Raw genomic sequence first — 16,761 nt, forward strand, 5'->3', positions numbered from 1 at the left:
CCCCTGCCGGATGGCAGAGGGTCGGCGCGGCGGTAGGTGGCTACCGTCGCGCCGTCTCGATAATGCTCGCGTTGTGCTGCACGCAGGCAGTGTGCCACAGCGCCGTCGCGCCGGGCCAGGTCACGTGACCCGGCGACGAGTGGCGTCAGCCCGCGGCGGCCTTCGCGAGGCGCTCGCCGATCTCGGTGGTCGAACCCGGGGCCGCGGCGTCGCGGCTGGCGAGGTCGTCGGCTACCGCAGCCTCCACGCGACGCGCCGCGTCGTGGTTGCCGAGATGGGCGAGCAGCATCGACACCGAGAGCACCGCTGCCGTGGGGTCGGCCTTGCCCTGCCCTGCAATGTCCGGCGCGGACCCGTGCACCGGCTCGAACATCGACGGGTTGGTGTGGCTGACGTCGAGGTTGCCGCTGGCGGCCAGGCCGATGCCGCCCGCGACGGCCGCGGCGAGGTCGGTGAGGATGTCGCCGAACAGGTTGTCGGTGACGATGACGTCGTAGCGGCCCGGGTCGGTCACGAGGTAGATCGTCGCGGCGTCGACGTGGTTGTACGCGACGGTGACGTCCGCGAACTCGGCGGCGACGGCCTGCACCGTGCGCCACCACAGGTCACCGGCGTTGGTCAGCACGTTGTTCTTGTGCACCAGGGTCAGGTGTTTGCGCGGCCGCGCCTGCGCCCTGCCGAACGCGTCGCGCACGACCCGCTCCACCCCGTACGCGGTGTTGACCGACACCTCGGTGGCGATCTCCTGCGGCGTGCCCTTACGCAGCACTCCCCCGTTGCCGGCGTACGGGCCCTCGGTGCCCTCGCGCACGACGACGAAGTCGATGGCCGGCGTCCCGGCCAACGGGGTCTGCACGCCCGGGTACAGCTTCGCGGGCCGCAGGTTGACGTGGTGGTCGAGCGCGAAACGCAGTTTCAGCAGCAGGCCGCGCTCCAGGACGCCGGACGGGACGTTCGGGTCGCCGACGGCGCCGAGCAGGATCGCGTCGTGCCCGCGGATCTCCTCGAGCACCGAATCGGGCAGCACCTCGCCGGTGCGGTGCCACCGCGCGGCGCCGAGGTCGTAGTGCGTGGGATCGACATCGGCGTCCACTGCCTGCAGCACGCGCAGTGCCTGCTCGGTGACCTCGATGCCGATGCCGTCGCCGGGGATGACCGCAAGCCTCATGCGTCGACCCTATCGACGGCGGGCTGACACGATGACGCCATGCCCGCCGACTCCCTGCCCCGGATGCTTGCCCGCACGATGAACTTCCGGCTCGGCCTGCCCCGCGCCTTCACCGTCAGCCCGGACGGCGCGCGGGTGGTGTTCATCCGCTCGCGCAGCGGCACCGCCCGGCAGGACGCGCTGTGGGTGCTGGACACCCGCACCGGCGCCGAGCGGTTGATCGCCGACCCGGTCACGTTGCTGGCCGCGGACGAGCAGCTGACGGCCGAGGAGCTCGCGCGGCGCCAGCGCCTGCGCGTCACCGGCGCGGGGGTCGTCGCCTACGACACCGACGACGACGTGACCCGCGTGGTCTTCGCGCTGTCGTCGCAGCTGTTCGTCGCGGACATCGACGGCACGGACGGCGGCCCGCGCGCGGTGCCGACGCCCGGCTCGGTGATCGACCCGCAGCTCGACCCGACCGGGCGGCGGGTGGCCTACGCCGACGGGCACCGGTTGCACGTCGTCGAGCTCCACTCCGGGGCCGATCGGGTCGTGGCCGCGCCTGCCGACGACGAGCCGGACGAGGTCGTCTGGGGGCTCGCCGAGTTCATCGCCGGCGAGGAGCTCGACCGCGGCCACGGCTTCTGGTGGTCACCGGACGGCACGAAGCTGCTTGTCGAGCGCTACGACGACTCGCCCGTCGCGATGTGGCACATCAGCGACCCGGCCCACCCGGAGCAGCCGCCCACGGCGGTGCGCTACCCGCAGGCCGGCACCGCCAACGCGATCGTCGGGCTGGCCGTGCTCGACCTCGAGGGGCGGCGGGTCGACGTCGACTGGCGCTCGGACCAGGCTGTCGACGGCGCTGACGGCACTGACGGTGTGGTGCTCGAGTACCTGGCGCACGTGGAGTGGTCCGGCCCGCGACCGGTGCTCACCCTGCTGACCCGCGACCAGCGGCGGCTGGAGTACCGCGAGCTGGATGTCGAGACCGGCCGCACCACCCTGCTGCGGGCCGTCACCGACGACGCCTACGTGGAGCTGCTGCCCGGCACGCCCCGGCGCCTGCCGGACGGCCGGCTGCTGCACAGCGTGGACGTCGGCGACGAACGCCGACTGTGGCTCGACGACGCACCGTTCACCCCGCCGGACCTGCTCGTCGCCGAGGTGGTAGCGGTCGACGACACCGCGGTGATCGCCACGGTGGTACCCCGGCTGGCCTCGGTGGCGCTCGCCCGGCTCGGCTTCGACGGCGGCGTCGAGTTGCTCAGCAACCCGGCCGGCGTGGCGGCGGGCGCCTTCGGCGGCGGCACGCTGGTCGTCGCGCAGCGCACGGCCGACGACGTCGCCGCGGCGACCACCGTCCGGACCAACGGGACCGAGATCCCCGTCGCCGACGTGGCCGAGCTGCCGCCCGTCACGCCCCGGGTGCGGACCAGCACCGTCGGCGCGAACGGCCTCCCGACGACGGTGCTCTTCCCGTCGGACCACGTGCCGGGCGGACGCCGGCTGCCCGTGCTGCTGTGCCCGTACGGCGGACCCCACGGGCAGATGGTGGTCAACTCCGCCCGCGCGTACCTCACCGACCAATGGTTCGCCGACCAGGGTTTCGCCGTCGTCGTCACCGACGGGCGCGGGACGCCCGGGCGCGGGCCCGCGGTCGAACGACAGGCGAAGAACGACCGCGCCGGCACCGCGGACGACCAGGCCGAGGCCGTGCGCGCCGTCGCCGAGCTGTATCCGGACGACCTCGACCTCACCCGTGTCGCGGTCCGCGGCTGGTCGTTCGGCGGGTACCTCGCCGCGCTGTGCGTGTTGCGGCACCCGGACGTGTTCGCCGCCGCGATCGCCGGCGCGCCCACCACGGACGAGCGGCTCTACGACACCTGCTACAGCGAGCGCTACCTCGGCGACCCGCGCACCGACGCCGATGTCTACGACGCCAACAGCCTGCTACCGCTGGCCGCCGACCTGCGGCGCCCGCTGATGATCATCCATGGGCTGGCCGACGACAACGTCTTCGTGGCCCACTCGCTGCGCCTGTCCAGTGCCCTGCTGGCCGCCGGCCGACCGCACGAGTACCTGCCGTTGACCGGTGTCACCCATTTGGCGTCGGACGAGGTGGTCGCGGAGAACCTGCTGCTGCTCCAGCTCGACTTCCTGCGCCGTGCGCTCGATGTGCCGGGTCAGCGCGCGGCGGTTCCTTCGGTGTAGTCGTCGTCGGACGACACCCACGACATCAGCCCGCGCAGCTTGCGGCCGGTGTCCTCGATCGGGTGTTGCTCGCCCTGCTCGCGCAGTCGCGTGAATTCCGGCGCGCCCGCGTCCTGATCGGCGATGAACCGCGCGGCGAAGGTGCCGTCCTGGATATCGGTCAGCACCGCCTTCATCGTCTCCTTCACCCGCGCGTCGATGACCCGCGGTCCGGATACGTAGTCGCCGTATTCGGCGGTGTCCGAGATCGACCACCGCTGCTTGGCGATGCCGCCCTCGTACATCAGGTCGACGATGAGCTTGAGCTCGTGCAGGCACTCGAAGTAAGCGATCTCCGGCGCGTACCCGGCCTCGGTGAGCACCTCGAACCCGTTCTGCACGAGCGCGGACATGCCGCCGCACAGCACGGCCTGCTCGCCGAACAGATCGGTCTCGGTCTCCTCGGTGAAGGTCGTCTTGATCGCGCCCGCGCGGGTGCCACCGATCGCCTTGGCGTAGGACAGCGCGAGGTCGAGCGCGTCGCCGCTGGCGTCCTGCTCGACGGCGACGAGCACCGGCACGCCCTTGCCGTCCACGAACTGCCGGCGCACCAGGTGTCCGGGGCCCTTCGGAGCCACCATCGCGACGTCGACGTTGGCCGGCGGCTTGATGTAGCCGAAGCGGATGTTGAAGCCGTGGCCGAAGAAGATCGCGTCGCCGTCGCGCAGGTGCGGCTCGATGGAATCCGTGTACAGCTTGCGCTGCGCGGGGTCGGGCGCCAGCACCATGATCAGGTCTGCCTCGTCCGACGCCACGTCGGGCGTGACGACCCGCAGGCCCTCCTCCTCCGCCTTGGCCCGGCTGCGCGAGCCCTCGAGCAGGCCGACGCGCACGTCGACGCCGGAGTCGCGCAGCGACAGGGCGTGCGCGTGGCCCTGGCTGCCGAAGCCGAGCACCGCGACCTTGCGCCCCTGCACGATCGACAGGTCGGCGTCGTCGTCGTAGAACATCTCCACTGCCATCGTTACGTCAGTCCTCTTCGCGTAGTGAATGTGACGGGTCTTGTCGGTTCGATCGGGTGTGCGTCATGCGCTGCGCTCGACCGCGCGCAACGCCGCCTGGGTCATCGAGCGCGGTCCGCGGCCCAGCGCGACCATGCCGGATTGCACCATCTCGCGGATCCCGTAGGGCTCGAGCATCTGCAACAGCGCGTTCAGCTTGTCAGGGCGGCCGGTCAGCTCGACGGTCAGCGCCTCCGGGCCGACGTCGGCGACCTTGGCGTTGAAGAGGTCGACGATCTGCAGCACGTCGCGCCGGGTGCTCTCGTCGGCACGCACCTTGACCAGCAGCAACTCGCGCTGGACGGCCTGCTTCTCCTCGAGTTCCACGATCTTGAGCACATTGATGAGCTTGTTCAGCTGCTTGGTGACCTGCTCCAGGACCGTGCCCTCGACGCTCACCAGGATGGTGATACGCGAGATGTCCGGGTGCTCGGTCGGGCCGACCGCCAGTGACTCGATGTTGAAGCCGCGCCGGGCGAACAGCCCAGCCACCCGAGTGAGCACACCCGGCTTGTTCTCCACGAGCACGGACAGCGTGTGCGTGGTCATGACGTGCCTCCATCCGGGCCGTTGAGCATGAAATCGACGAGCGCCCGGCAGTGCACGTCGGTGGTGTCCACCAGCGGCACCGACGCGTCGCCGTCGCGCACCAGCAGGCCGAGTTCGGTGCACGCCAGCAGGACGTACTCCGCCCCCTCGGCCACGATTTTGTCGATGCCCGCCAGGTAGTCGACACGCGCCTGCTCCGAGATCACGCCGCGGGCCAGCTCGGTGTAGATGATCTCGTGCTGGCGCTGCTGCTCCTCGGCGCCGGGCGTGACGACCTCGATGCCGTCGCGGCCGAGCCGGTCGGGGAACATCGAGCTGGTCATCGTGAACTGCGTGCCCAGCAGGCCGACCCGGCGCGCACCTGCCACCGCCCGCGCCGTGAGGTCGATCAGGTCGATGAACGGTACGTCGCCGATCGCTGCGCGCACGTCGTCGGCCACGAGGTGCGTCGTGTTCGCGGCGAGCGCGATCCCCGCACACCCCGCATCGACGAGGCGCCGCGCGGCGTCGCAGAGCACGCGCGACACGCCTGCCCAGTCGCCGTCGTGCTGCATCCGCGCGAAGTCGCCGAACTCCACCGACCACAGCGTCACCGGCGCGCTGTACTGCGCGCCGGCGGCCGTCGCGACGCCCTCGTTGAGCTTGCGGTAGTAGTGCTCGCTCGACGTCCAGCTGGTGCCGCCCACCAACCCCACGCGGTACGACGGCGCGCCGGACGCCTGATCCGCTTCGCGAGCGGCGCTCATTCGACGCCGTCCCAGTCGGGCCGGATGTCACGCGCAGCCTGGATCTCGTCGTTGCTCGCGCCCGCGGCGACCATCGGCCACACCATGGCGTCCTTGCCGACCGTGAAGTCGACGACCACCGGGACGTCGTCGATGGCCATCGCCTTCTCGATGGTCGCGTCGACGTCGGCCTTCGTCTCACATCGCAGGCCGGCGCAGCCCAGCGCGTCTGCGAGCTTCACGAAATCAGGGATGCGGTGCTTGACGTCGGAGGTGTGCGTGCCGAGCTCGGTCTGGCTGTACCGCTCGTCGTAGAACAGCGTCTGCCACTGCCGCACCATGCCGAGGTTGCCGTTGTTGATGACCGCGACCTTGATCGGGATGTTCTCGATCGCGCAGGTCGCGAGTTCCTGGTTCGTCATCTGGAAGCAGCCGTCGCCGTCGATGGCCCAGACCAGCTTGTCCGGGCAACCCACCTTCGCGCCCATCGCCGCGGGCACCGAGTACCCCATCGTGCCGGCACCGCCGGAGTTCAGCCACGTGTACGGGTGCTCGTAACGGATGAACTGCGCCGCCCACATCTGGTGCTGCCCGACACCCGCGCTGTAGATCGTCTCCGGCCCGGCGATCTGTCCCAGGCGTTCGATGACGTACTGTGGGGAGAGCGCACCGTCGGCCGGCTCGTCGTAGCCGAGCGGATACGTCTCGCGGAAGTGATCGAGCTGGCGCCACCAACCGGTGAGGTCGGCGCGGTTGTCCGCGGCGTACTCGGCCTCGAGCGCGGGCGCGAGATCGCGCAGCACGTCGCGCACGTCACCGACGATGGGGATGTCGGCGACACGGTTCTTGCCGATCTCGGCAGGATCGATGTCGGCGTGGATCACCGCGGCGTGCGGCGCGAAGCTGTCCAGCCGGCCGGTCACGCGGTCGTCGAAGCGGGTGCCGAGCGCGATCAGCAGATCGGCCTTCTGCAACGCGGTGACCGCGGAGACCGAGCCGTGCATGCCGGGCATGCCGAGGTGCTGGCGGTGGCTGTCCGGGAACGCGCCGCGCGCCATCAGCGTGGTGACGACCGGGATGCCGGTGAGTTCGGCGATCCGGTGCAGCTCCTGGGTCGCGCGGCCCTTCAGCACGCCGCCGCCGACGTAGAGCACCGGGCGCCGCGCCGTCGCGATCAGCTTGGCCGCCTCGCGGATCTGCTTGCCGTGCGGGCGACTGACCGGCCGGTAGCCGGGCAGGTCCAGCTTGGGCGGCCAGGCAAAGGTCGTGGTGTCCTGCAGGACGTCCTTCGGCAGATCGACCAGCACCGGGCCCGGACGACCCGTGGCGGCCAGGTGGAACGCCTCGGCGATGACGCGCGGGATGTCCACTGCCTCCTGCACCAGGAAGTTGTGCTTCGTGATGGGCAGGGTGATGCCGGAGATGTCGGCTTCCTGGAAGGCGTCGGTGCCGATGAAGGACCGGCCGACCTGGCCGGTGATCGCCACGACCGGCACCGAGTCCATGTAGGCGTCCGCGATGGGCGTGACCAGGTTCGTCGCGCCGGGACCGGACGTCGCCATGCACACGCCGACCCGCCCGGTGGCCTGCGCGTATCCCTCTGCGGCGTGCCCCGCGCCCTGCTCGTGCCGCACGAGGATGTGCCGCACGGTCCGCGAGTCGTAGAGCGGGTCGTACGCCGGCAGGATCGCGCCTCCCGGAATGCCGAAGACGACGTCGGCGCCGACGTGCTCGAGCGAGCGCACGAGCGACTGCGCCCCGGTCAACGATCCGGGCGGACTCGCTGCGCCGCCGGTCTCACCGGTGATGTCCGAAGTCATGCCGATCAGCTCTCTTCGTGTGGCGGGTCATGCAGGTCGGGGCAACAAAAAACCCCCCGTGCCGATGCACGAAGGGTTGGCGCGCCGCGAGGGCCGGAACGGAACCTACGCGGCGCGCTCGATAACGAGTACGAGGAAGCGCACGTTGCGAACAGTAACGCCTGGCGCGTCGTACGGACAAGGCGGCACGGCCGATAGCCGGGAACGCACTCCGCAAATTGTGCACGCACAGTGATATCTGCTACACGCCCGGGTATAGCTCTGTCGAGCATTCGTGGGGTGGGGCCTTCCGAAAGCTCAAGGTTTCTCGACATTCGGCCGCCTGCATAGGTGGTTGTTCGTCCTGCGCGTTTGGCAACACACAGTAGCCACATCCACGGGGGTGGATGCCCAACATCGACACCCTCGAACGGACTGGCCATGAGCTCACATCTCCCCACCTCGTTGTCCACCGCAGCGGCACGCACCCGTCGAGCCGGCCTGATCACCGTGCTTCTTGCGTTGCTCGTCGGCCTGGTCGGCGCACAGCTCATCGGCAGCCAGGCAGCGTCTGCGCGGGTCGCCACGCACGGGCGCACCAGCTACGAGTCCCACGTCGCATCAGGCGTCTTTCGCATGATCAACGCCGAGCGCCGCGCCCACCACCTGAAGCCTCTTTCGTCGCGGCGGCGCCTGCAGGTGTCGGCTCGCCGCCACAACGTCACGATGTCGCAGTTCAACGTGATGTCTCACCAACTTCCGCGCGAAGCAGCCCCCGGGACGCGCATGCGTCAAGCGGGCTACAAGTGGAGGTGGGCGGGGGAAAACATCGCGTGGAATTCGGAGATGGACGCGAGAGGTGTCAACTTGCTCGAGACTCTCATGTACAACGAGAAGCCCCCGAACAACGGACACCGCCTCAACATCTTGAGCCCGCACTATCGCAACGTGGGCGTGGATGTGTACATCGACCGGACCCACCACAAGGTGTGGCTGACGACCGACTTCGGCGCGCACTGACCCGACCTGCGGGCGGCAGCCGGAAACCCGGCCGCAGCAACGGTCAGTCGCAGACAGCTCCATTGGCCGCCGAGCCGACCAGCTTGGCGTACTTGCGGAGCACTCCGAAGTCGAACTGCGCGTCGGCGGGCTTCCATTCGGCCCGCCGGCGCGTCAGTTCGTCCTCGTCGACGTGCAGATCGAGCGTGCGGGTAGTCATGTCCAACCGGATCGGATCCCCGTCGTGGACGAACGCGATGGGCCCGCCCGCGGCCGCCTCCGGCGCCACGTGCCCGATGCACAGTCCGGTGGTCCCGCCGGAGAAGCGGCCGTCGGTCAGCAAGAGCACATCCTTGCCCAACCCGGCACCCTTGATCGCGCCGGTGATCGCGAGCATCTCGCGCATGCCCGGGCCGCCCTTCGGCCCCTCCCAGCGGATCACGACGACGTCGCCCGGGCGCAGCTCACCCGTGGCGAGCGCGTCCATGGCCTGCTGCTCGCGGTCGAACACCCGCGCCGTGCCCTCGAACACCTCCGCGTCGAAACCCGCGCTCTTGACGACGGCACCCTCCGGCGCGAGCGAACCCCGCAGAATGGCCAGACCACCGGTGCGGTGGATGGGCTCGCCGACGGACCGGATGATGTGGCCGTCCGGGTCGGGCGGCGCGATGTCGGCCAGGTTCTGCGCCACCGTCTTGCCGGTGACGGTCAGGCAGTCGCCGTGCAGCAGGCCGGCGTCGAGCAACGCCTTCATCACCACCGGCACGCCGCCGATGCGGTCGATGTCGGTCATCACGTACTCACCGAACGGCTTGACGTCGGCCAGGTGCGGCGTGCGGTCGCCGATGCGGTTGAAGTCGTCCAGTGTGAGTTCGACCTTCGCCTCGCGGGCGATGGCGAGCAGGTGCAGCACCGCGTTGGTCGAACCGCCCAGCGCCATCACCACCGTGATCGCGTTCTCGAAGGCGTCCTTGGTCAGGATGGTGCGGGCGGTGATCCCGGCGTCGACGAGCTGCACCGCGGCCTCGCCCGAACGCTCGGCGTAGTGATCGCGCCGTGCGTCCGGCGCCGGCGGCGCGGCGCTGCCGGGCAACGACATACCGAGCGCCTCGGCGGCACTGGCCATCGTGTTCGCCGTGTACATGCCGCCGCACGCGCCCTCGCCCGGGCAGATCGCCCGCTCGACGGCGTCGACCTCGTCGCGGCTGATCCGCCCCGCCAGGCACGCGCCCACCGCCTCGAAGGCATCGATGATCGTCACGGTGCGGTCGCCGAGCTTGCCGGGCAGCGTCGATCCCGCGTAGAGGAACACTGCCGCGACGTCGAGCCGGGCGGCGGCCATCAGCATGCCGGGCAGCGACTTGTCGCAGCCGGCGAGCAACACCCCGCCGTCGAGCTGTTCGGCGCGGAACACGGTCTCGACCGAGTCGGCGATGATCTCGCGGGACACAAGTGAGTAGTGCATGCCGCTGTGGCCCATGGAGATGCCGTCGGACACCGAGATCGTGCCGAACTCCATCGGGAAGCCGTCGGCGCTTCTGACGCCGACCTTCGCCTGCTTGGCGAGCCGGGCCAACGACAGGTTGCACGGCGTGATCTCGTTCCACGACGACGCGACCCCGATCTGCGGCTTGCGCCAGTCGTCGTCGTCCATGCCGACGGCGCGCAGCATGCCGCGTGCGGCCGCACGTTCCACACCGTCGGTGACGATGTGGCTGTGCGGCTTGCGGTGCGTTCGCGGGTTGCCGGTTGTGTTCTCGGCGGTCTCGGCGTTGCCTTCCTGCGTGCTCACCCGGACGACACTAACCGGTGCCGTGCGGACCGGTACCGTTCCGTCGTGGCCGATTCGACGACGCCGACGCAGGTGTTCCGATTGCCGCGAATCACGTTCCTCGTCGTCCTGTTCCTGCTCGTCGGCGCCTTTCCCCTCGCGCTGACCACGAGCGGTGGCGAGGGAGCCCCGGCGCAGGTCGGCCTCCAGACGTTGATCTTCCTCGTGCCGGTGCTCGCCGCCGTCTACGTCGCGCGGACGGCGACGGTCGTCGACGCCGCCGGCATCTCCGTCCGGGCGGCGTTCGGGTCGCGTGCGCTGCCGTGGGCGCAGGTGCGCGGCCTGTCCGTCACCGGCCGCAACGTCTACGCGGTGCAGTCGGACGGGTCGGTGCGGCTGCCGTGCGTCCGGGTGAACGATCTCGCCGCACTCGCCCGGGCGAGCGGCGGACGGCTACCGGCGATCGCGCAGCCGACGCCGAAGTACGCGCCGCAGCGTCGCCGCCGCTGAGGTCGGTACCCGACGGCTGACTGCAGCACCGCGACCTGGCGCCGGGCCCGCGACTTGGCACCGGCCCCGCGCGACGCGCGGCCCGTCACTGCCGCGCTGCGCCGGTAACAAGTGCCGACGCAGCTGCTCGCCGTCAGCGCTTCAGTACCCGTGCTCGACCCGGTTGTGCAGCTGCTCGCCGGCATGCAGGCGCAGGAGCTGCTCGCGCACCAGCCGGTAGGCCCGCTGCTCCCAGCCGCGCGTGCCGCCGCCGACGTGCGGCGTGAGCAGCAGGTTCGGCGCCCCCCACAGCGGGTGCTCGGGCGGCAACGGCTCGGGATCGGTGACGTCCAGGAACGCCCGCAGCCGCTCGGCACGAAGCTCGTCGAGCAATGCGTCGGTGTCCACAAGCTGACCGCGCGCGATGTTGACCAGCAGCGCGCCGTCCGGCATCGCAGCGAGGAACCGCGCGTCGACGATCCCGTGCGTCTGCGGGGTGTGCGGCGCGGCGAGTGCAACGACGTCGTGCTGCGGCAGCAGGTCGAGCAGCTCGTCGAAGCCGTGCACACCGTCGCGGGCGGTGCGGGCCACCATCGTCGTGCTCGCGTCGAGCACGCGCGCCACTGCGGCGATGCGCCGGCCGATGTCACCGGCGCCGACGACAAGTACTGCGCGACCGGCCAGGCTGTCGGTCTGCGCCGCGTGCGAACGATCCCACTGGTGCTCGCGCTGCGCGGCGGCGTAACCGGGCACCCCGCGCAGCACGGCGAGCATGCCGGCGACAGCCAGCTCCGCAGTCGTGGCGCCGTGGATGCCGCGGCCGTTGCACAGCACGACACCGTCGGGCAGCACCTTCAACCACGGCTCCACGCCGGCCGACACCAGCTGCAGGACCTCGAGTTCAGCCAGGTGCTCGAACGTCTCCCGTGGCGGGGGCGGCGCGTCGTACCTGCCGACGAACATCCGGATGTGCTCCGCGCCCGCGGGTCGCTCGCCCGTGCCGTCCCAGACGAGCACCTCGACGTCGTCGGGCAGGTCGCCGAGCAGGGCGACGGTGTCGGGGGTCGGCACGCTGACGGTGAACACGCGTCCGACGTTACGGCCAGGCAGCCCGCCCGGACGAGGTCAGCCCCGCGGCAGCGTCACGAAGGTGTAGCCGCGCCGGAGCAGGGCAGGAATGACCGTGCGCAGCGCGCGGTAGGTCTCGGCGCGGTCCCCACCGCCGTCGTGACACAGGATGATCTGGTGCGGCCGCGCCCGGAGCATCGTGTGCTCGATGGCAGCGGCGCCGGGCCGTGCCCAGTCACGCGGGTCGACACTCCAACCGAGTGGCATCATCCGCGCCCGCGCGAGCTCGGCGTAGACGGCGCTCCCCCACGCCCCGCCCGGGTTGCGGAACTGGTTCGGCGTGTAGCCGGTGGCTGCGTGGATGGCGTCCTGCGTGCGCGTGATCTCGGCACGGATGTGCGCGGGCGAGCCGAACGCGAGCCGTTCGTCGTGTGTCCAGGTGTGGTTGGCGATGACGTGCCCGTGATCGCGCACGTCCTTGGCGAGATCGCGGTTCGACCGCACCTGCCGGCCGATCATGCAGAAGGTCGCCGGTATCCGGTACTTCGCGAGCAGCGCGAGGTACTTCGGGGTCCACTCGGGGCTGGGGCCGTCGTCGATGGTCAGCATGATCGCGGTGCGGGCGAAGTGCGCCTGCCGGTCGCGATGCACGAAGTCGGCGAGGGTGTCGATCGGGTGATGCCAGGGGCGTGCCCACGCGGGTGTCGGCGCGCGGGTCGCATCGACGACCGCGATGTGGCCCGCCGGATCAGCAGCCGCGTTGAGTGAACGCCCTGCGACGCTGCGCCGCGAGGTACGGGCGGCCGCCGATCCGGTCGTCGTGCCCAGGTCGGCGAGGGTCGCCGCTGTTGCCGTGAATGCGGTCGCGCCGGCGAGGCGCAGCACCCGCCGTCGCGTCGGTCCGTCAGTCATGTCGTCCCCCCTGTCGAGCAGGAGTGTGCCGGGCGATGGGCGTCGCGGCGCGAACGACCCGCCGACGACTTCTCCACAGGTGCGCGAGGCAGACTGGTGGCCATGCGTCGCACCCGCCTGACCGCCGTGCTCGCGGGCGGCGCGTTCGTGCTGGCAGCGTGCGGCTCGGGTTCCGGCGCCTCGGCGCCGACCTGGGAGCCCAGCCCGGGGTTCGGCTCCAACGGCGAGGGTCCCGGCGTGCAGATCACACCGATCGTGCCCGTCCCCTCGCTCAGCCCGCAGGGCGGCGGTACGCCCGCCCCGGGCGCGTCCGGCTCGACCCGGCCCAGCACGTCCTCGACCGCCGACCCGGACGTGGTGGCGACCAAGCTGACCACCCCGACGGCGGTGGCGATCCTGCCCGACAACAGCGCGCTGGTCGGCGAACGCACCACCGGCCGGATCGTGCGGGTGCAGCCACGCCCCGATCAGCCGGTGCCCACGGTGCGCGTCCTGCCCGGGCTGAGCACGGCCGGCGGCGGGGGGCTGCTCGACCTCGCGCTCTCGCCCAGCTACGGCGAGGACAACCTCATCTACGCCTACATCACCACGCCGAAGGACAACCGGGTCGTCGACTTCACCCTGCACGGTCCGGTCACCCCGGTGTTGACCGGCATCCCGAAGGGCCGGTCGGACAACACCGGTCGGATCGCCTTCGGCGCCGACGGCAACCTCTACGTCGGCACCGGCGATGCCGGGGTGGCCGGGCACGCGTCGGACGGCCGCAGCCTGGCGGGCAAGGTGCTGCGGGTGACCGACATCGGCCGTCCCGCCGCCGGCAACCCGAATGGCGCGTCGCCCATCTGGACGAGCGGCCACCGCGTCGTGAACGGTCTGTGCGCGGTGGCACAGACCAACGGCGTACTCGAGGTCGAGACCGGCGCTGCGGGGCGCCCGGACGCGGTCAACGGGCTCGTGGGCGGCGCCAACTACGGGTGGCCGCACGGCACGGGTGCGGTCCACGCGGCGGCCGCGGCGCTGCCTGCCCAGGACCGCGCACCCGGTGGCTGCGCGGTCGCGGACTCGACGCTGTGGGTCACCTCACTGAACGGCACGGCGTTGCTCGCCGCACAACTGTCCGGCGGCGCTGTGACGCAGACCGTCGGCAAGTTCACCGAGCAGCTGCGCGGCAAGTACGGCCGGCTGCTGACGGTGGTCGCGGCGGCCGACGGCGCGCTCTGGCTGACGACGTCGAATCGCGACGGGCACGGCAGGCCGGTCGCTGCTGACGAGCGGGTGATCCGCTACGTCCCGAGCTCGTCGACCGCGGGCCGCAACCCGGCGTGACGCTCAGTCCTCCTGCTCACGTACGGCCTGCCGGATCTGGTTGATGTTGTCGCGCAGCGCGTCGGACACCAGCTCGTCGGTCCGCGGGTCGGCGAGGATCTCCAGGATGACCCGCAACGTCGTCTCGCTCACGGCGTCCAGCAGCCGGTCGTGGAAGGGGAGGAGGTTCACTGCGCCGGCGGTCGGATCCTGCTTGATCTTCTCCGCGACCATCCGCTTGAGCTCCTCGCGATTCTCCTCCAGCGCCGCCGCGAGGTTGCGCGTGTAGTTACCGGTGCGCAGCACGTCCGCGACCTCTTCGAGCACCGCGATCGTGATCGGCTTCTTCACCGATTCGACCACCCGGTCCGACGTCCGGTTGATGAACCGCACGACGAACGGTTCGCGGATGCCGCGGCGGATCAGCCAGCGGCCGAGGACCGCGGCCAGCACCGCGAGCACGATCAGGCCGAGCACCGCCCACCCTGTCCAGAACAGGGCACCGTGCCCGGCGGCCTCGTGCATGGCCCCGATCAGCCTCGGCCGTCGCCGGGCAGCTCGGCGAACAGTGGCGCGGCGGCGTCCTTCGCCGACACCTGGGCCGGGTCGGCCGGGTCGGGCTCGATCGGCCAGCCGATCGCCAGGGCCGGGTCCAGCGGGTTGACGGCGACACCGGCCATGCCCGGCCGCCACTCGTCGTCGAAGCAGTAGAGGTACTGGCAGCCGCCGGGATCACCGTCGCCGGTGGCCTGGAACCCGTTGCACACCCCCGGGGGGACGAGCACCAGCACGCCGGGTTCGAGGGCCACGGTCTCCACCGCACCGAAGGTCGGCGAGTCGCGCCGCGCGTCGACGTAGGCCCCGAGTGCGGTGCCCCATGCGACGCCGACGAGTTTGGTCATCGCCTCGCCGTGCAGTCCGCGAAGTCCACCACGGTGCGTCCAGGTCATGTTGACCTGCGCCCACCGGTCGGGCACCGGCAACCCGAGCTCGGCGAAGCCGCTGGTGCGGAAGAACTCCCGCACGGTCCCCCGCTCGTCGGTGACAGCCTTGGCGTGGATGCGCCAGAGGCCGTCGATGGCCGACGCGACGACGCGCATGTCGGCGATCTCGACCGGCATCAGTGAGTGCCCTCGGCGAACTCGCGTGCCGCGCGGCGCAGGTAGGTGGCGTAGCTCGACTTGCCCATCTGATCCGCGCACTCGAGCGCCGCCTCGGCGGTGATGAACCCGCGGCGCATCGCGATCTCCTCGAGGCAGGCGATGGTCAGCGCCTGCCGGTGCTGCAGCACCTGCACGAACTGCCCGGCCTCGAGCAGCGAGTCGTGCGTGCCGGTGTCCAGCCAGGCCGTGCCGCGGCCGAGGTCGACGAGTCGCGCAGCGCCGCGCTGGAGGTAGACGCGGTTGAGGTCGGTGATCTCGAGTTCGCCGCGCGCGGACGGCCGCAGGGCACGCGCGTGTTCGACGACGTCCGAGTCGTACAGGTAGAGCCCGGTGACCGCGAGATGCGACTTCGGCACCTCGGGCTTCTCCTCGATGTCCACGAGCCGGCCCGCGTTGTCGAGGACAGCCACGCCGTAGCGCTCCGGGTCGCCGACGCGGTAGCCGAACAGCGTGCAACCGGCGTCGCGTTCGACGGTAGCGACGGCGTCGGTCAGCATGCCGGCCATCCCGGTGCCGAAGAAGATGTTGTCGCCGAGCACGAGCGCGCCCGGTCCGCCGGCCAGATGGTCGGCGCCGATCAGGAAGGCCTGCGCGAGCCCGTCCGGTGACGGCTGCACCGCGTAGGTGATCGAGACGCCCCACTGGCTGCCGTCGCCGAGCAGCCAGTTGAACTGCTCCTGGTCGTGCGGCGTGGTGATCAGCAGGATGTCGCGGATCCCGGCGAGCATCAGCACCGAGATCGGGTAGTAGATCATCGGCTTGTCGTAGACGGGCAGCAGCTGCTTGCTCACCGCACGGGTGATCGGATGCAGTCGCGTGCCGGCGCCGCCGGCGAGGATGATGCCCTTCATGCCTGACGAGCGCGGGTGTACTCCCGCTGCGCCTCGTTGGCGCGCTCGAGGTCCTCGGCGTTGTCGACCTCGACGGCGAACAGGTCGGAGATGTCGACCGGGGTGACCTGCATGCCGTCGTGCTCGATCGCGAGCTCGATGCCACGTTCGAAGTAGTCCTGGTCGTCGCACTCGCCGAGTCGGCGGATCAACGCGAGCTTGTCGGCCGCGGACACCAGGTTGACACCGACCGCCTCACCGAGCGCGTCACGCACCTGCTTCGAGAGCGCATCCACGTGCCCGTGGGCGTCGACGGTGTACTTGACCTCCTCCTCGGCGGTGGCCGCGGTGTTTACCGCGATGGCCGAGCGGTCGTCGGCGAGGAACGGCTTGAGCCGCTCGAGCACCACCGGGTCGAACACCACGTCGCCGTTCATCCAGATGACCGGACCTTCGACGGTGTTCCGCAGCGCGCGCAGCAGACTCCTGTTGGTATTGGTGTCGCTGTAGTCCTCGTTGTAGGCGAAGACGACGTCCGGCACCGCCTCCATGATCATGTCGAACTTGAAGCCGACGACAACCATGACCCGGGCATCCTCGCCGAGCGCGGCTCGGATGTTGTCCAGCTGCTGCGTGATGATCGTGCGACCGTCGTCGGTCAGAACCGTCAGGGGCTTCGGATGCGGTCGGCCGAGGCGTGTTCCCTTACCGGCCGCCAGGATGACGACCTGGATACTCGACAATGCC

Annotated in this window: 16 protein-coding genes; 4 read left to right on the forward strand and 12 right to left on the reverse strand. The window is 70.8% G+C overall.

Annotation, left to right across the window (positions count from 1 at the left end; all coding sequences use genetic code 11):
• Positions 1-145: 145 nt before the first annotated feature.
• Positions 146-1,168, reverse strand: coding sequence for a 3-isopropylmalate dehydrogenase (locus tag ACFFCN_RS01560; RefSeq protein WP_375489043.1), 1,023 nt, complete (start codon positions 1,166-1,168; stop codon positions 146-148).
• A gap of 39 nt (positions 1,169-1,207) precedes the next feature.
• On the opposite strand from ACFFCN_RS01560, the gene ACFFCN_RS01565 reads away from it, so the two are divergent.
• On the forward strand, positions 1,208-3,364 hold the full coding sequence (locus ACFFCN_RS01565) for a prolyl oligopeptidase family serine peptidase (protein WP_375489045.1): 2,157 nt from the start codon (positions 1,208-1,210) through the stop codon (positions 3,362-3,364).
• Here ACFFCN_RS01565 and ilvC read toward each other — a convergent pair.
• The 4 genes from ilvC to ACFFCN_RS01585 all read right to left on the reverse strand — a co-directional run bounded on the left by ilvC (position 3,337) and on the right by ACFFCN_RS01585 (position 7,498).
• Positions 3,337-4,365 (reverse strand): ketol-acid reductoisomerase, encoded by a 1,029-nt coding sequence (gene ilvC, locus ACFFCN_RS01570; protein ID WP_375489047.1) that lies wholly within the window; start codon positions 4,363-4,365, stop codon positions 3,337-3,339. The genes ACFFCN_RS01565 and ilvC overlap by 28 nt on opposite strands.
• Positions 4,366-4,428: 63 nt before the next feature.
• On the reverse strand, positions 4,429-4,953 hold the full coding sequence (gene ilvN, locus ACFFCN_RS01575; protein WP_375489049.1) for an acetolactate synthase small subunit: 525 nt from the start codon (positions 4,951-4,953) through the stop codon (positions 4,429-4,431).
• Positions 4,950-5,699 carry an aspartate/glutamate racemase family protein gene (locus ACFFCN_RS01580; RefSeq protein ID WP_375489051.1) on the reverse strand — a complete coding sequence of 250 codons (750 nt, stop codon included), beginning with the start codon at positions 5,697-5,699 and terminating at the stop codon, positions 4,950-4,952. The genes ilvN and ACFFCN_RS01580 overlap by 4 nt, the downstream gene beginning before the upstream one ends.
• Complete coding sequence (locus ACFFCN_RS01585) at positions 5,696-7,498, reverse strand: acetolactate synthase large subunit (protein WP_375489053.1); 1,803 nt, start codon at positions 7,496-7,498, stop codon at positions 5,696-5,698. The genes ACFFCN_RS01580 and ACFFCN_RS01585 overlap by 4 nt, the downstream gene beginning before the upstream one ends.
• Before the next feature lie 444 nt (positions 7,499-7,942).
• Between ACFFCN_RS01585 and ACFFCN_RS01590 the strand changes: the two genes are divergently transcribed.
• Positions 7,943-8,497, forward strand: a complete 555-nt coding sequence (locus ACFFCN_RS01590; RefSeq protein ID WP_375489055.1) for a CAP domain-containing protein — start codon at positions 7,943-7,945, stop codon at positions 8,495-8,497.
• A gap of 43 nt (positions 8,498-8,540) precedes the next feature.
• On the opposite strand, the gene ilvD is transcribed toward ACFFCN_RS01590, so the two are convergent.
• Positions 8,541-10,268, reverse strand: coding sequence for a dihydroxy-acid dehydratase (gene ilvD, locus ACFFCN_RS01595; RefSeq protein ID WP_375489057.1), 1,728 nt, complete (start codon positions 10,266-10,268; stop codon positions 8,541-8,543).
• Between the two features lie 45 nt (positions 10,269-10,313).
• Here ilvD and ACFFCN_RS01600 point away from each other — a divergent pair, with 45 nt between their 5' ends.
• Positions 10,314-10,757, forward strand: coding sequence for a PH domain-containing protein (locus tag ACFFCN_RS01600; RefSeq protein WP_375489059.1), 444 nt, complete (start codon positions 10,314-10,316; stop codon positions 10,755-10,757).
• A 141-nt stretch (positions 10,758-10,898) separates the two neighbouring features.
• On the opposite strand, the gene ACFFCN_RS01605 is transcribed toward ACFFCN_RS01600, so the two are convergent.
• Complete coding sequence (locus ACFFCN_RS01605) at positions 10,899-11,822, reverse strand: 2-hydroxyacid dehydrogenase (protein ID WP_375489061.1); 924 nt, start codon at positions 11,820-11,822, stop codon at positions 10,899-10,901.
• Between the two features lie 39 nt (positions 11,823-11,861).
• Complete coding sequence (locus ACFFCN_RS01610) at positions 11,862-12,716, reverse strand: polysaccharide deacetylase family protein (RefSeq protein ID WP_375489063.1); 855 nt, start codon at positions 12,714-12,716, stop codon at positions 11,862-11,864.
• A 102-nt stretch (positions 12,717-12,818) separates the two neighbouring features.
• Between ACFFCN_RS01610 and ACFFCN_RS01615 the strand changes: the two genes are divergently transcribed.
• Positions 12,819-14,042, forward strand: coding sequence for a PQQ-dependent sugar dehydrogenase (locus tag ACFFCN_RS01615; RefSeq protein WP_375489065.1), 1,224 nt, complete (start codon positions 12,819-12,821; stop codon positions 14,040-14,042).
• A 3-nt stretch (positions 14,043-14,045) separates the two neighbouring features.
• Here ACFFCN_RS01615 and ACFFCN_RS01620 read toward each other — a convergent pair whose 3' ends face one another.
• From ACFFCN_RS01620 to ACFFCN_RS01635, 4 genes are read right to left on the reverse strand one after another with little or no spacing between them, the layout of a single operon-like run.
• The gene (locus ACFFCN_RS01620; RefSeq protein ID WP_375489067.1) at positions 14,046-14,546 is read right to left on the reverse strand and encodes a hypothetical protein; all 501 of its coding nucleotides are present in this window, start codon (positions 14,544-14,546) and stop codon (positions 14,046-14,048) included.
• Positions 14,547-14,554: 8 nt separating this feature from the next.
• Positions 14,555-15,142 (reverse strand): dTDP-4-dehydrorhamnose 3,5-epimerase family protein, encoded by a 588-nt coding sequence (locus ACFFCN_RS01625; protein ID WP_375489069.1) that lies wholly within the window; start codon positions 15,140-15,142, stop codon positions 14,555-14,557.
• Positions 15,142-16,035 carry a glucose-1-phosphate thymidylyltransferase RfbA gene (rfbA, locus tag ACFFCN_RS01630; RefSeq protein WP_375489071.1) on the reverse strand — a complete coding sequence of 298 codons (894 nt, stop codon included), beginning with the start codon at positions 16,033-16,035 and terminating at the stop codon, positions 15,142-15,144. Before rfbA ends, ACFFCN_RS01625 begins: the two co-directional genes overlap by 1 nt.
• Entirely contained in the window at positions 16,032-16,757 is a 726-nt protein-coding gene (locus tag ACFFCN_RS01635) for an NTP transferase domain-containing protein (protein WP_375489073.1), read from the reverse strand. Before ACFFCN_RS01635 ends, rfbA begins: the two co-directional genes overlap by 4 nt.
• Positions 16,758-16,761 lie beyond the last annotated feature (4 nt).

Source organism: uncultured Jatrophihabitans sp. (genome assembly GCF_964246335.1).
GTDB lineage: Bacteria > Actinomycetota > Actinomycetes > Mycobacteriales > Jatrophihabitantaceae > Jatrophihabitans.

Bases quoted from the DNA above. Each gene is read 5' to 3' on its own strand.
- ACFFCN_RS01560 (WP_375489043.1), bottom strand. From the start codon at position 1,168: ATGAGGCTTGCGGTCATCCCCGGCGACGGCATCGGCATCGAGGTCACC.
- ACFFCN_RS01565 (WP_375489045.1), top strand. From the start codon at position 1,208: ATGCCCGCCGACTCCCTGCCCCGGATGCTTGCCCGCACGATGAACTTC.
- ilvC (WP_375489047.1), bottom strand. From the start codon at position 4,365: ATGGCAGTGGAGATGTTCTACGACGACGACGCCGACCTGTCGATCGTG.
- ilvN (WP_375489049.1), bottom strand. From the start codon at position 4,953: ATGACCACGCACACGCTGTCCGTGCTCGTGGAGAACAAGCCGGGTGTG.
- ACFFCN_RS01580 (WP_375489051.1), bottom strand. From the start codon at position 5,699: ATGAGCGCCGCTCGCGAAGCGGATCAGGCGTCCGGCGCGCCGTCGTAC.
- ACFFCN_RS01585 (WP_375489053.1), bottom strand. From the start codon at position 7,498: ATGACTTCGGACATCACCGGTGAGACCGGCGGCGCAGCGAGTCCGCCC.
- ACFFCN_RS01610 (WP_375489063.1), bottom strand. From the start codon at position 12,716: ATGACTGACGGACCGACGCGACGGCGGGTGCTGCGCCTCGCCGGCGCG.
- ACFFCN_RS01615 (WP_375489065.1), top strand. From the start codon at position 12,819: ATGCGTCGCACCCGCCTGACCGCCGTGCTCGCGGGCGGCGCGTTCGTG.
- ACFFCN_RS01620 (WP_375489067.1), bottom strand. From the start codon at position 14,546: ATGCACGAGGCCGCCGGGCACGGTGCCCTGTTCTGGACAGGGTGGGCG.
- ACFFCN_RS01625 (WP_375489069.1), bottom strand. From the start codon at position 15,142: ATGCCGGTCGAGATCGCCGACATGCGCGTCGTCGCGTCGGCCATCGAC.
- rfbA (WP_375489071.1), bottom strand. From the start codon at position 16,035: ATGAAGGGCATCATCCTCGCCGGCGGCGCCGGCACGCGACTGCATCCG.